Source organism: Aureimonas sp. D3, from assembly GCF_001463805.1.
Taxonomy (GTDB): domain Bacteria; phylum Pseudomonadota; class Alphaproteobacteria; order Rhizobiales; family Rhizobiaceae; genus Aureimonas; species Aureimonas ureilytica_A.
The window spans coordinates 17,678-30,698 of sequence record NZ_BBWM01000010.1 but is presented as its reverse complement, the minus strand read 5'-3'; the positions used below and the strand labels follow the sequence as shown (position 1 = coordinate 30,698).

Sequence of the window (13,021 nt, the reverse complement as noted above, 5' to 3'; positions counted from 1 at the left end):
CGGTCCTCTCGCGTCAGGAGGCTTGCATGTCGAAGTCCCGTTCCAAACGCCGTACGCGCCGCTCGGGAGCGGGTGCCGCACTGCTGCGCGCGATGCTTCTCGTCGGCCCGCTGGCCTTGGCGATCGTGGTCGGCCTGTCGCCTCGGTTCGAGCGCAGCCTGAGCGGCGATGGCATCGACATGTCGATCACCGGTTCGGTCGCGCCGTCGAGCTTCAGCTTCGCCATGGGCGCGCCGTCCTCGCCTTCCTATCTGAATTCCTGCCTGCGTTTTCCCGATGGATCGCAGAGGGGCGCATGTTGAACGCCCTTTCCACCAGCCTGAGCCTCACCGTCAGGCGCGCTCTGACGGATCGCTCCGGCGCGACGGCGATCGAATATGCGCTTCTGGCCTCGCTGATCGCGGTGGCGGCCATCGGCGGGTTCCAGGCGGCGGGCGTGTCCGTCTCCGACATGATGTCCGGCGTTTCCACCAAGGTCAGCGCTGCACTGACGAACTGAGCCGGCCTGACGGGGGCTCAGGCGTCGGGCTTGGGTTTCAGGGCTTCGGCGAGGCTCATCTTCGCGCTGCCGGGCTTGAGCGGCTTCTGCTGGCTGTCATGCGGACGCCAGCCCGAGACATAGACGATGTCGAACGTGGCGCGCAGACGCCCGTCCGGGTCCGCGAAGCGCTCGGCGTAGATTTCGCCCGCGCGCAGAAACAGCCTGCGTGTGGCCGGGCGGCGCGAGCGCGCGTCCAGCATGTTGGTCATGCCCATGGCGCGCAGATCGCGCATGAGATGGAAGATCGTGTCGTAGCGCACCGTCAGCCGGTCGAGATCGATCACCGGCAGCGCGAAGCCGGTGCGCTGGAGCAGCGAGCCGATGTCGCGCATGTCGGCGAAGGGCGCGACGCGGGGCGACGCGCCGCCCGAAAGCTCGGCCTCAGCCGCCAGCAAGCTCGCCCGCAGCTCGTTCAGCGTGTCCCCGCCCAGAAGCGCGGCCAGAAACAATCCGTCCGGCTTGAGCGCGCGGCGCACCTGCACGAAGGCTCCCGGTGTGTCGTTGGTGAGATGCAGCGACAGGGCCGAGATCACGAGATCGACGCTCTCGTCCGCCAGCGGCAGCATCTCCTCGTCCGCCACGACGACCTCACTGCCATGCCCGAGCAGCTTCTCGTCGCGCTCGATGCGCAGAATGCGGTCCACCTGACCACCGGCGGCGAGCCGGCTCGCGAGCTGACCCGAATAGCCGGCGAGATCGACGCCCACCGCGAACCGGCGCTGCACCAGCGACAGACGATCCACCAGATCCTCGGCGACATTCTGAAGCAGGAAGTCCGCTCCGGGCTCGGCCTTGGCATGGGCACGCAGGCGGCGCTGGCCGAGAAGGGCGCGGTCGAACGGGGCAGGGGCTTCGGTCATGGCAGGCTCTCGAAAGGCAAGGTCTCGGCAGGCGAAAGGTGGGACGGTCTCGGGCAAGCGCCGCGGGATGGCGCGGCGGGTCTTGCGAGTGGCCGTCAGGCCTATATCGTGAAGTCTTGGCAAGAAGGCGAACGAAATTCGCGGCGCCCGCTTGCCCATGACAACGGGCGGGCCGCTCGCGGCCCGTGGACGGAGAGGGATGGAGCCGATGACGCCGATCTTGCGAGGTTGGACGCTGGTGTCGCGTTCGCTGACGCGCTTCCTCTATCCGCCCGTCTGCGCGGGCTGCGCTGTGGCGGTGGGCGAGGCGGGAGCCCTTTGCTCGTCCTGCTGGCGCAGCCTGCACTTCATCGAGAGACCTTATTGCGAGGCGCTGGGCCTGCCTTTCTCCTATGATCTCGGCAAGGGCTTCCTGTCGGCCGAGGCGATAGCCGATCCGCCCGTCTTCGCGCGCCTGCGCGCCGCCGTTCTTTACGAGGATCTGGCGGCCAAACTGGTTTCACGTCTCAAATATGGCGACCGGACGGACCTCGTGCCTTTGATGGCCGGATGGATGCGCCGGGCAGGGGCCGAGCTTCTGGCAGACGCCGACCTCATCGTGCCCGTGCCGCTTCATCGCACGCGCCTGTTTCGCCGCCGGTTCAACCAGTCGGCCGAACTCGCGCGGCTCCTGTCGAGCGGGCAGCCGGCTTTCGCCCCCATGGCGCTGCGCCGCGTCAAGCGCACGCGCTCGCAAGTCGGGCTCGGGCCGACCGAGCGGCAGGCCAATGTGCGCGGCGCGTTCGAGGTGCCGGCCGCCCATCTGCCCGACATCAAGGGCAAGCGCGTGCTTCTGGTGGACGATGTCTTCACCACGGGCGCGACCGTCTCGGCGGCCGTGCGCGCGCTGAAGCGCGGCGGCGCACGGGAGGTCGATGTGCTCGTCTTCGCAAGGGTTGCGGCCGGGCGCGGTTGACCGCATATGGGATGGCTGATCCGACCGTCTTGCCTCGACTTGCCAAGGAGCCTTCATGCCCCCCGTCACGATCTACACACGGCAGCTCTGCGGCTATTGCTCGCGCGCCAAGCAGCTTCTCTCGTCCAAGGGCGTGAGCTTCGACGAGAAGGACGCGACCGTAAATCCCGCCTTCCGCCAGGAGATGATGGAGCGCGCGCCCGGCCGCTCGACCTTCCCGCAGATTTTCATCGGCGAGACGCATGTCGGCGGCTGCGACGATCTTTATGCGCTGGATCGAGCCGGCAAGCTCGATCCGCTTCTGGCCGCCTGAGAGGGCTTCGCGATGACCGTCTTCAAGGCCGCGCTCGTCCAGATGCGCTCCGGCGTCGATCCCGCGCGCAATGCCGAGGCGATGGAGCGCCTTGTGACCGAGGCCGTGGCGAAGGGCGCGCATTACGTGCAGACGCCCGAGATGACCGGCATTCTCTGCCGCGACCGCCAAGTCTTTCGCGCGCATCTGAAGCCGGCCGAGACCGATCCGGTGGTGGCCGCCGCGCGGGCCCTTGCGCGCCGTCATCGCATCACGCTGCATCTCGGCTCGACAGCGGTCGAGGCGCCGGATGGCATGGCCGCCAACCGCGCCTTCCTGATCGGGCCGGACGGCGAGACGATCGAGACCTATGACAAGATCCACATGTTCGACGTCGATCTCGACAAGGGCGAAAGCTGGCGCGAATCGGCGACCTATGTGCCCGGCGCGCGGGCGGGTCTGGCCGAGATCGCGGTGAATGGCAGAGCGGCCAAGCTCGGCTTTGCGGTCTGCTACGACATGCGCTTTCCCGAGCTTTTCCGCGCCGAGGCGCTGGCGGGCGCCGAAATCCTGACCGCTCCGGCCGCCTTCACGCGCCAGACGGGCGAGGCGCATTGGCACATTCTCCTGCGCGCGCGCGCCATCGAGAACAATTGCTTCATGCTGGCCGCCGCGCAGGGCGGGCTGCATGAGGACGGGCGCGAGACCTACGGGCATTCGATCGCGATCGACCCCTGGGGCCGGGTGCTCGCCGAGGTCGCGGGCGACGAGCCGGGCATCGCGCTGGCCGAAGTCGATACGGGCGAGGTCGCGGCCATTCGCGCCAAGGTTCCCAATCTGAAGAACCGCCGCCGCTTCGACGCGCCGGCCCCGCGCGGGGACTTCGCTCTCGCATGATCCATTATTCCCTGCGCTGCGAGCCGGCCGGGCACGGGTTCGACGGCTGGTTTCGATCCGGCGCCGATTTCGAAGCCAAGGCCGCGCGCGGGTTTCTGGAATGCCCCGTCTGCGGCGCGAAGGATGTGTCGAAGGCGCTGATGCGTCCGGCGGTGTCGACCTCCGAGCGCGCCCTGTCGCGCCCGAGCGAGAGCGCTGCGGCTGTGGGTGTGCCGAGTGAAGTCGCCGAGGCCATGGCGCGCTTGCAGGAGCTTGCCCGCGAGGTTCGCGCCAAGGCCGATTATGTCGGCAACGAGTTTGCGGAGGAGGCGCGCCGCATTCATTACGGCGAGGCCGAGGAACGCCAGATCTATGGCGAGGCCTCGGGCGGCGACGTGCGTGCGCTGATGGAGGAGGGGATCACCGCCATCCCCCTGCCGCCGCTGCCCGAAGACAAGAACTGAATTCAGACCTCGCCTCGCCGCGCGAGGCACGAGCGTCCCTGATCGCAATTCGGAAAGGATGGCCGTGGCCAAGACCAAGACCTGGGCGAAGGCCCCGTCGCCCTGCATCTCCGTCTGCAAGTTTCGCGACAATGGCCATTGCATCGGCTGCGGCATGACCAAGCCGGAAAAGAAACGCTTCAAGAAGCTCGGCGGCAAGGCCGAGAAGAAGGGCTTCCTCGCGCTGCTCGTGGCACGGCTGGAGGCGTCCGGCCGGCTCGGCTACTGGTCGCGCATGTATCGCCGCCGCTGCGACAAGAAGGATCGGCCGTGCCCGCTCGACAAGCTGGACGCCGCGCTGGACGCAGAGGCCCTCGACAAGCCGCGCGTGGCTGCCTAGCTGCACGCTATGTTGTTCGTTTGGGGCGGTGGTGATGAGCGTTTCTGAGGTCTGGGCCGATGCTCCGAGCCCCTGTGTTGATGTGTGCAAATACAAACGCGCGGGGCGCTGCGTCGGCTGCATGATGACCAAGGCGGAGAAGGATTCCTTTCCGCGCTCGGGCAGCGCCGAGGCCAAGAAGGCTTTCTTCGACGGACTGATGGAGCGGCTGCGCTCCGAACACAAGAACCCCGCCTTTTGGGCCATCGCCTACAAGCGCAAATGCGAGCGCGAGGGTGTGCCCTGTCCGCTGGACGAGGAAGACGCGGAGACGGCCGGCTAAAGCCGGTTCGGTTCTGCCGGATGGGCTCGAGCGAAGCGTCTCAGCCTATCTTCGAAGCCATGGACGAGAAAGGCCCGCCGGATCGCTCCGGCGGGCCTTTCTTGTCTGCCTGACGAATGCCGAATTAAGCGGCGGTCGTCTTCAGGTGAGCGCGGAGCATCCACGCGAACTTGTCGTGCTTCTCGATGCGGCCGGTCGCCATGTCGTTGGTCGCCCAGTCGCCATGCTGCTCGGCGACCTGCGCGAGGGCCGAAAGCGTGGACGACAGGGTCTCCTGATCCTTCATGAGGACTTCGACCATGGTCTTGGCGTCGGTGCGGCCGTCATGCTCGGGAACAGCGGAGCGCTCGAGGTAGAGCGAGTAGCGGCCTTCGGCATGGGCGTCGAACGCCTTGATGCGCTCGGCGAGAAGGTCCTGAGCCTCGAAGTGATCTTCGTAGATTTCCTGGAACAGCTCATGCAGGGCGCCGAAGCTCATGCCCGTCACGTTCCAGTGGAAGTTCTGCGCCTTCAGCGTCTCGATGGCGGTCTCGGCCAGAGCCTGCGTCAGGCCATTGACGATTTCTTCCTTGGCGGTCGGTTCGATCTTCGCGGCGACGAAACCCATGGGTCTCTCCTTTCGTGACGGTGGACGTCGATGGTGATTCTGGGCAAGGGGGGCCGAGCCACCTTGGAATGGTTCTAAACTAGCGAGTCCAAGATGCCAGCGCAACTTAGTTTTGAATCATTCTAAACTGCGAGGCGGAGTTTTCGCTCGGCGTGAAACGCGGCTGACCGACGGCATTGCGATGCCCCGACGAGCGTAAGTGTAGGGAATTAACAGGCGGGGTGACGACCAGTGGTCCAGCCGCGCGGCGGTCGATGACTCGGAGCGACGGGGTCGATCCGAGCGTCATGACGGGTCAGGCCGCCGCGTCGAGCGCGCGGACCATGCCATGCGACAGGAAGCGCATCCAGCGCCGCGCCTGCGGACGCACGCGCCAGGAAACGAGGGCACCTGCGGCGGCGTCCTGCTCCGAGCGCCAGGCCGCGAGGAGGCGCAGCAGCCAGGATTCGTCGTCGCTGACCTGCGAAGCGCCGGGGCGATAGACCGTCATCTCGGAGGTGGCGTGATCGCACAGCGCCCGGAAGAAGACGGTGGCGTAGCGGTCGAGCGAGGCGGTCGGTTGCCCCGCGAGAAGGTAGCAGGCGCGTTCCAGATCGGCCTTCGGGGCGAGCTGCGATCGCAGCGCCAGCCAGCGTAGCTGCTCCAGTTCGAGGCGCTGCGTGTCCGACAGCTCCCGCGCTGCCGCGACGCGCTCGGCGGTCGGGCAGCGAGGGAAAGCCAGAACCCGGTTCTCGTCGTGAGCCGGGGTAACGCGCATCGCCAGAACGGACATCAAATCCTCTGCCTCACTCACAGCCAGCCGTGCTGCGAAAACATGACTTTCGATGGAAGCATTCTCTAGCAGAGCTTGGCCGCCACCGGAAGGGGGCATGTGGCTTCCGTGCAGCCGAGATCAGGACCGGCGCGCGAGCAGCATGTAGTTCACGTCCAAGTCGCGCGAGCGGCGCCACTCGTCGGCCAGCGGATGGTACACGACGCCCGTCTCGTCGATGAAGGCGAGACCCTCGCCCTCGACGGGGCGGCGGATTTCCTCCGGGCGCACCAGCTTGGAATATTGATGCGTGCCCTTGGGCAGCCAGCCCAAGACGTATTCCGCGCCCACAATCGCGAAGGCCATGGCCTTCATCGTGCGGTTGATCGTGGCGACGAACAGGAGCCCGCCGGGCTTCACCATGCGCGCGGCCGAGCGTAGAAAGAGATCGACATCGGAGACGTGTTCCACGACTTCGAGCGCCAACACCACGTCGAACCGCTCGCCGGCCTGATCCAGCGCCTCGGCCGTCTCGGCCCGGTAGTCGATCGACAGGCCGCCCTGCGCGGCATGGAGCTTGGCCACCTCGATATTGGTCGCGGATGCGTCTGCGCCGAGCACCTCGGCGCCCAGTCGCGCCATGGGCTCGCAGATCAGCCCGCCGCCGCAGCCGATATCGAGAATGCGCAACCCCTTGAAGGGCGTCAGCGAGGATAGCTCGCGCCCGAAATTCATCGAGATCTGCTCGCGCAGATAGGCCACGCGCACGGGGTTGAACTTGTGCAGCGGCTTGAACTTGCCGGTCGGGTTCCACCACTCGGCCGAAAGGCGCGAGAAACGCTCGACCTCGTCCGCGTCCACCGTCGTCTGCCGCGCCGCGTCCGTCATCCCATGTCTCCGCTCGCCGTCCCTGTGTGAAGGGGCATGTTCCGCCGCGAGCACGATTGTCAAGCGCGACCGCTGCGCGCTCTGCTTGCGAAACGGCGGCGCTTCGGTTAACTCGGCCCGCCTGCCTTCGGCTTCTTCGCTTCATTCAAGGGAACACGCCGCCGGCCGGCGTTTCTTTATCTTGCGGGTGTCCGCCGCGCCGTTCGGGCGGCGACGGGGCCCCAAGCTGGCACGATGGTTTCATGGCGCGTCTCGTTCTCAAATTCGGCGGCACTTCCGTCGCCGACATCGCCCGGATCCGTAACGTGGCCCGCCATGTGAAACGCGAGGTCGACGCGGGTCATCAGGTGGCCGTGGTGGTTTCGGCCATGTCCGGCAAGACCAACGAACTGGTCGGCTGGTGCACCGAAGCCTCCTCCATGCACGACGCGCGCGAATACGACGCGGTCGTCGCCTCGGGCGAGCAGGTGACGGCGGGGCTTCTGGCGATCACCCTGCAGAACATGGGCATCAACGCCCGATCCTGGCAGGGCTGGCAGATTCCCATCCGCACCGATGGCGCGCATGCCTCGGCCCGTATCCAGGAGATCGACGGGTCCGAGATCGTGCGCCGCTTCGCCGAGGGCCAGGTGGCCGTGATCGCCGGTTTCCAGGGGCTGGCGCCCGACAATCGCATCGCGACGCTCGGCCGGGGCGGCTCGGACACCTCGGCGGTGGCCGTCGCCGCCGCGCTCAAGGCGGATCGCTGCGACATCTATACGGACGTGGACGGCGTCTACACGACCGATCCGCGCATCGAGCCCAAGGCCCGGCGCATGGCGCGCGTTTCCTTCGAGGAAATGCTCGAAATGGCCTCGCTCGGCGCCAAGGTGCTTCAGGTGCGCTCGGTGGAACTGGCCATGGTCCATAAGGTGCGCACCTTCGTGCGCTCCTCCTTCGAGGACCCGGACGCGCCGGGCATGGGCGACTTCCTGAACCCGCCCGGCACACTTATTTGCGACGAGGATGAAATCGTGGAACAGCAGGTCGTCACCGGCATCGCCTACGCCAAGGATGAGGCGCAGATCTCGCTGCGCCGGGTCGAGGACCAGCCGGGCGTCGCCGCCGCCATTTTCGGCCCGCTCGCGGACGCTGGCGTCAATGTCGACATGATCGTGCAGAACGTCTCGGAAGACGGCACGCGCACCGACATGACCTTCACCGTGCCGGCCGGCGACCTCGCCAAGGCCATGCAGGTGATCGAGGCCGCCAAGACCGAGATGCGCTTCGACGTGGTGCAGTCCGAACGCGGCCTCACCAAGGTCTCGGTGATCGGCATCGGCATGCGCTCGCACACGGGCGTCGCGGCGACGGCCTTTAAGGCGCTGGCGGCGCGCGGCATCAATATTCGCGCCATCACCACCTCGGAGATCAAGATCTCCATTCTCATCGACGGCGAATATACCGAGCTGGCCGTGCGGAGCTTGCATTCCGTCTACGGTCTCGACAAAGCTTGATCCCGGCGGCGCCCGCGGCGGGCGCCTGTCCCCTCGTCCCGCTCGGAGCGATTCGTTCGGGAAGGCCCATCGCTGACGGAAGACGCCTCTGATGCGAAGCGACTCCTCGGGACCGCGCATGTTGATGCGCCGGATCAGGGAACTCATGGCCGAGCCTCTGGAACCCCAGGCTCGGCTCGATGAGATCGTGCGCCAGATCGCCGCCAATATGGTGGCGGAGGTCTGCTCGCTTTATGTCCTGCGAGCGGACGGTGTTCTGGAGCTTTACGCGACCGAGGGCCTGAATCCCGGCTCCGTGCATCTGGCGCAGCTGCGCCTGGGCGAAGGACTTGTGGGCACGATCGCGGCGACAGCCCGCGCCCTGAACCTTCAGGACGCGCAGAAGCATCCGGCCTTCACCTATCTGCCCGAAACGGGGGAGGAGATTTTCCTCTCCTTCCTCGGCGTGCCGATCCTGCGCGCGGGGCGCACGCTCGGCGTGCTCGTTGTGCAGAACAAGGAAAAGCGCGTTTATCGCGACGAGGAAACCGAGGCGCTCGAAACCGTCGCCATGGTGGTCGCCGAGATGATCGCGGCCGGCAGCCTGGAAGGGCTGTCGCGGCCGGGCGTGGTGCTCGATCTCTCGCGCCCCGTCCACTTTACCGGCATCGCGCTGGCCGATGGTATCGGCCTTGGCCATGTCGTGCTGCACGAGCCGCGCGTCGTTGTCACCAATCTCTTCAATGAGGACGCCGAGGCCGAGGTCTCGCGTCTCGACCGCGCGGTGTCCAATCTGCGCATCTCCATCGAGGACATGCTGTCGCGCCGCGACATGGCGGCCGAGGGTGAGCATCGCGCCGTTCTCGAAGCCTATCGCATGTTCGCGCATGATCGCGGCTGGGTGCGCCGCCTCGAAGAGGCCGTGCGCAACGGCCTGACGGCCGAAGCCTCGGTCGAAAAAGTGCAGAACGACATGCGCGCGCGCATGATGCACATGACCGACCCTTACTTGCGCGAACGGCTCCACGATTTCGACGATCTCGCCAACCGTTTGCTGCGCGAGCTGATGGGCCGTTCGGGCGACATGTTCGCCGATGGCGCGTCGGGCGATGCGGTGATCGTCGCCCGCTCCATGGGCGCGGCCGAGCTTCTCGACTATCGCCGCGATCAGATTCGCGGCCTCGTGCTCGAAGAGGGCGCGCCCACGAGCCATGTCGTCATCGTCGCGCGCGCGCTCGGCATTCCCGTGGTCGGGCAGGCCAAGGGCGCCGTCTCCATGTCGGAGAAGGGCGATGCGATCATCGTCGACGGTGAGGAGGGCAGCGTCCATCTGCGCCCGCCCGTCGATATCGAGAATGTCTTCGCCGAGCGCGTGAAGTTCCGCGCCAAGCGGCAGGAGCGCTACCGTGCGCTGCGCGACGTCGCCGCCTGCACCAAGGACGGGCAGGACGTCGATCTGATGATGAACGCGGGTCTGCTCGTGGACCTGCCGCAGTTGGAAGCGGCGGGCGCGGCCGGCATCGGGCTGTTCCGCACCGAGCTTCAGTTCATGATCGCCTCGACCATGCCCAAGACCAGCGATCAGGAGCGGCTCTATTCGGCGGTGCTAGACGCGGCCGGCGGCAAGCCCGTGACCTTCCGCACGCTCGACATCGGCGGCGACAAGGTTCTGCCCTATCTCCACCAGTCACCAGAAGAGAACCCGGCGCTCGGCTACCGCGCGCTGCGCCTGGCGCTCGACCGGCCGGGCCTGATGCGCACCCAGCTTCGCGCCCTGTTGAAGGCGGCGGGCGGGCGCGAGTTGCGCGTGATGTTCCCAATGGTGACCGATCTCAACGAGCTTCGGCAGGCGCGCGACCTGATCAGCCGCGAGTTCAAGCATCTGACGCGCTTCGGCCATGTCATGCCGCGCCGGTTGAAGCTCGGCGCCATGATCGAGGTGCCCTCGCTTCTGTTCCAGCTGGACGAGCTGATGCAGCTGGTGGACTTCGTGTCGATCGGCTCGAACGACCTGTTCCAGTTCTTCTCGGCGGTGGACCGGGGCAATGCGCAGATCGCCGGGCGCTTCGACGATCTCTCGACGCCCTTCATGCGAGCGCTGCGCGAAATCCTCGACGCGGCCAAGCGCAACTCCGTCTCGGCCACGCTCTGCGGCGAAATGGCGGGGCGTCCGATCTCGGCCATGGCGTTGATCGGCCTCGGCTTCCGCTCCATCTCCATGACCTCGGCCTCGATCGGCCCGGTCAAGGCGATGCTGGTGGAACTGGACGCCGAGGCCTTGAACCGGCGGATCACCGCCCATCTGGCCGAGAAGCATCCGAAACAGACCTTCCGTCAGTTGCTCGAGGAATTCGCGGCCGCGAACTCCATCCCCTGCTGAACGGAAAATCGGACCGGAACGAGACAGGGGCCTGACACCGGGCCCCTTTCGTGTCGGTCCTACTGAAGGCAAAGAATGGCCATTCTCCCCGAAAACACCATGACGGAGATCCTGAGGCGGGCGGACCAGCTGCAGGCCGAAATGGCCTCCGGGCCCGATCATGAGACCTATAAGCGGCTCGCGACCGAATGGTCCGGCCTGGAAGATGTCGTCGCGGGCATCCGCACCTATCGCGCCGCAGAGCAGGAGCTGGCCGATCTACGTGATATGCTGAACGATCCCGCCTCCGACCGCGAGATGCGGGACTTGGCCGCGAGCGAGATCGGCGAGGTCGAGACCCGGCTGGAAACGCTGTCGGCCGAGCTTCTGATTCTGCTCCTGCCCAAGGATGCGGCGGACGCCAAGGGCGCGATCCTCGAAATCCGCGCCGGCACGGGCGGCTCGGAGGCCGGGCTCTTCGCGGGCGATCTCTTCCGCATGTACCAGCGCTATGCCGATGGTCGCGGCTGGAAGGTCGAAGTGCTCGAAGCCTCGGACGGCGAGGCGGGCGGATACCGCGAAGTCGTCGCCTCCGTGAAGGGCGTCGGCGTGTTCTCGCGTCTGAAATTCGAGTCCGGCGTGCACCGGGTGCAGCGCGTGCCGGCCACCGAGTCGCAAGGGCGCATCCACACCTCGGCCGCGACGGTCGCCGTGCTGCCCGAGGCGGAGGAGGTCGATATCGACATTCGCGCCGAGGACATCCGCATCGACACGATGCGCTCGTCAGGCGCGGGCGGGCAGCATGTCAACACAACCGACTCGGCCGTGCGCATCACGCATCTGCCGACCGGCATCGTCGTGACCTCCTCGGAAAAGTCGCAGCACCAGAACCGCGCCAGAGCCATGCAGGTTCTGCGGGCGCGCCTGTTCGACATGGAGCGCTCGCGCCTGGATGCCGAGCGCTCGGCCGACCGCAAGGCGCAGATCGGCTCGGGCGACCGCTCCGAGCGCATCCGCACCTATAATTTCCCGCAGGGGCGCGTCACCGACCACCGCATCAACCTGACGCTCTACAAGCTCGACCGGGTGATCGAGGGCGAGATGGACGAGCTGGTGGACGCGCTGGTGGCCGACGATCAGGCGGCGCGGCTCGCCGCCATGGGCTCCTGACGAAGGCCATGAGCGAGAGCAGCCTCGGCGCGCTTCATCGCGGCCTCCGGCAGGCCTTCCGGCAGGCGGGGCTGGCAACGCCCGATCTCGACGCGCGGCTTCTTCTTTGTGACACGCTCGGCCTCGACAGCGCCGGACTGATCCTGCGCGAGGGGGAACCAGTCGCAGCCGAGGCGGCGGCACGGCTCGCCGAGCGCGCCGCGCGCCGGCTCGCGGGCGAGCCAGTGGGGCGCATTCTGGGGCGGCGGTTCTTCTACGATCACGAATTCGAGCTTTCGCCCGAAACGCTGGAGCCTCGCCCCGACACGGAAATTCTGGTGGAACTGGCGGCGAGCGCCTTTCGCGCGCGCGGTGAGGACGAGTTCGTCTTTGCCGATATCGGCACGGGCACGGGCGCCATCGCGGTCTCGCTTCTGGCGCTGTTTCCGCAAAGCCGCTGCGTGGCGGTGGATCTCTCCGAGGGCGCGCTCGAAACGGCGCGGCGCAATGCGGAAGGGGCAGGCGTCGGCGCGCGCTTCTGGGCGCTGCGGGGCGATTATCTGGCGGCGCTCGCGCCCGGCTCGCTCACCGCGATCGTCAGCAATCCGCCTTACATTCCCTCCGCCGACATCGAGACGCTGGATGCGGGCGTGCGCGAGCACGACCCGATGCTGGCGTTGGATGGGGGCACGGACGGTTTGACGGCCTATCGCGCGCTCTGCGCGGCGGCTGCGCCCAAGCTCAAACCGGGCGGCGATCTGCTCCTTGAAATCGGCATCGGGCAGGAGGGGGACGTGCGGGCGCTGGCGCGCGAAGCAGGCCTGAGCTGGCGCGAAACCCGCGCAGACCTGTCCGGCATTGCGCGCGCCCTGTGGTTTTGCGGCGACGATGCGTTGGAAAAACAGGGGAAATCGGCAGGAAACTGACGTGAACTTGGAGGCGACACAAGCGAACCCCTTGTGGGATCGCGCGCGGATCACTACACAAGTTCCTGAAAGACGGAATGACCGAGGGGGACGTCCCCTCCGTTCGGAGGGGAATTGCCCCCATCCGGGTTGCGGGACGCTCGAAGAAGCTCCGTCCCGTCCGTCACAGCGGCGAAG

At 66.9% G+C, this 13,021-nt stretch carries 16 protein-coding genes; 12 read left to right on the top strand and 4 right to left on the bottom strand.

The features are described 5' to 3' along the window. Positions 1 to 26 precede the first annotated feature (26 nt). Positions 27 to 302, top strand: coding sequence for a hypothetical protein (locus tag AUL36_RS03575; RefSeq protein ID WP_062218122.1), 276 nt, complete (start codon positions 27 to 29; stop codon positions 300 to 302). Continuing rightward, the gene (locus AUL36_RS03570; protein WP_082655502.1) at positions 296 to 499 is read left to right on the top strand and encodes a Flp family type IVb pilin; all 204 of its coding nucleotides are present in this window, start codon (positions 296 to 298) and stop codon (positions 497 to 499) included. Before AUL36_RS03575 ends, AUL36_RS03570 begins: the two co-directional genes overlap by 7 nt. Before the next feature lie 17 nt (positions 500 to 516). Here AUL36_RS03570 and AUL36_RS03565 read toward each other — a convergent pair whose 3' ends face one another. Then, the gene (locus AUL36_RS03565) at positions 517 to 1,401 is read right to left on the bottom strand and encodes a methyltransferase domain-containing protein (RefSeq protein WP_062218119.1); all 885 of its coding nucleotides are present in this window, start codon (positions 1,399 to 1,401) and stop codon (positions 517 to 519) included. Between the two features lie 208 nt (positions 1,402 to 1,609). Here AUL36_RS03565 and AUL36_RS03560 point away from each other — a divergent pair, with 208 nt between their 5' ends. The 6 genes from AUL36_RS03560 to AUL36_RS03535 are packed head-to-tail and all read left to right on the top strand — an operon-like array spanning position 1,610 to position 4,689. Beyond that, positions 1,610 to 2,356, top strand: coding sequence for a ComF family protein (locus AUL36_RS03560; RefSeq protein WP_082655530.1), 747 nt, complete (start codon positions 1,610 to 1,612; stop codon positions 2,354 to 2,356). 55 nt (positions 2,357 to 2,411) lie between these two features. Beyond that, entirely contained in the window at positions 2,412 to 2,669 is a 258-nt protein-coding gene (grxC, locus tag AUL36_RS03555; protein WP_058598653.1) for a glutaredoxin 3, read from the top strand. A 12-nt stretch (positions 2,670 to 2,681) separates the two neighbouring features. After that, entirely contained in the window at positions 2,682 to 3,545 is an 864-nt protein-coding gene (locus tag AUL36_RS03550) for a carbon-nitrogen hydrolase family protein (protein WP_062218114.1), read from the top strand. Next, on the top strand, positions 3,542 to 3,988 hold the full coding sequence (locus AUL36_RS03545; RefSeq protein WP_062218111.1) for a DUF1178 family protein: 447 nt from the start codon (positions 3,542 to 3,544) through the stop codon (positions 3,986 to 3,988). The genes AUL36_RS03550 and AUL36_RS03545 overlap by 4 nt, the downstream gene beginning before the upstream one ends. 58 nt (positions 3,989 to 4,046) lie before the next feature. Then, positions 4,047 to 4,367, top strand: coding sequence for a DUF1289 domain-containing protein (locus AUL36_RS03540; RefSeq protein WP_062218108.1), 321 nt, complete (start codon positions 4,047 to 4,049; stop codon positions 4,365 to 4,367). 34 nt (positions 4,368 to 4,401) lie between these two features. After that, on the top strand, positions 4,402 to 4,689 hold the full coding sequence (locus tag AUL36_RS03535; protein WP_082655501.1) for a DUF1289 domain-containing protein: 288 nt from the start codon (positions 4,402 to 4,404) through the stop codon (positions 4,687 to 4,689). 124 nt (positions 4,690 to 4,813) lie between these two features. On the opposite strand, the gene AUL36_RS03530 is transcribed toward AUL36_RS03535, so the two are convergent. The 3 genes from AUL36_RS03530 to ubiG all read right to left on the bottom strand — a co-directional run bounded on the left by AUL36_RS03530 (position 4,814) and on the right by ubiG (position 6,935). Next, positions 4,814 to 5,296 carry a Dps family protein gene (locus AUL36_RS03530; RefSeq protein ID WP_058598658.1) on the bottom strand — a complete coding sequence of 161 codons (483 nt, stop codon included), beginning with the start codon at positions 5,294 to 5,296 and terminating at the stop codon, positions 4,814 to 4,816. Between the two features lie 295 nt (positions 5,297 to 5,591). Beyond that, complete coding sequence (locus tag AUL36_RS03525) at positions 5,592 to 6,068, bottom strand: hypothetical protein (RefSeq protein WP_062218102.1); 477 nt, start codon at positions 6,066 to 6,068, stop codon at positions 5,592 to 5,594. A 120-nt stretch (positions 6,069 to 6,188) separates the two neighbouring features. Continuing rightward, positions 6,189 to 6,935: a bifunctional 2-polyprenyl-6-hydroxyphenol methylase/3-demethylubiquinol 3-O-methyltransferase UbiG gene (ubiG, locus tag AUL36_RS03520; protein WP_058598660.1), complete on the bottom strand. Its 747-nt coding sequence runs from the start codon at positions 6,933 to 6,935 to the stop codon at positions 6,189 to 6,191. A 242-nt stretch (positions 6,936 to 7,177) separates the two neighbouring features. Between ubiG and AUL36_RS03515 the strand changes: the two genes are divergently transcribed. From AUL36_RS03515 to prmC, 4 genes are all read left to right on the top strand, one after another. After that, entirely contained in the window at positions 7,178 to 8,431 is a 1,254-nt protein-coding gene (locus AUL36_RS03515) for an aspartate kinase (protein ID WP_058598661.1), read from the top strand. A 91-nt stretch (positions 8,432 to 8,522) separates the two neighbouring features. Beyond that, entirely contained in the window at positions 8,523 to 10,790 is a 2,268-nt protein-coding gene (gene ptsP, locus AUL36_RS03510; RefSeq protein ID WP_058598662.1) for a phosphoenolpyruvate--protein phosphotransferase, read from the top strand. Between the two features lie 75 nt (positions 10,791 to 10,865). Beyond that, the gene (prfA, locus tag AUL36_RS03505; protein ID WP_062218099.1) at positions 10,866 to 11,939 is read left to right on the top strand and encodes a peptide chain release factor 1; all 1,074 of its coding nucleotides are present in this window, start codon (positions 10,866 to 10,868) and stop codon (positions 11,937 to 11,939) included. Between the two features lie 8 nt (positions 11,940 to 11,947). Next, complete coding sequence (gene prmC, locus AUL36_RS03500) at positions 11,948 to 12,844, top strand: peptide chain release factor N(5)-glutamine methyltransferase (protein ID WP_062218096.1); 897 nt, start codon at positions 11,948 to 11,950, stop codon at positions 12,842 to 12,844. The last annotated feature ends 177 nt before the right edge of the window (positions 12,845 to 13,021 follow it).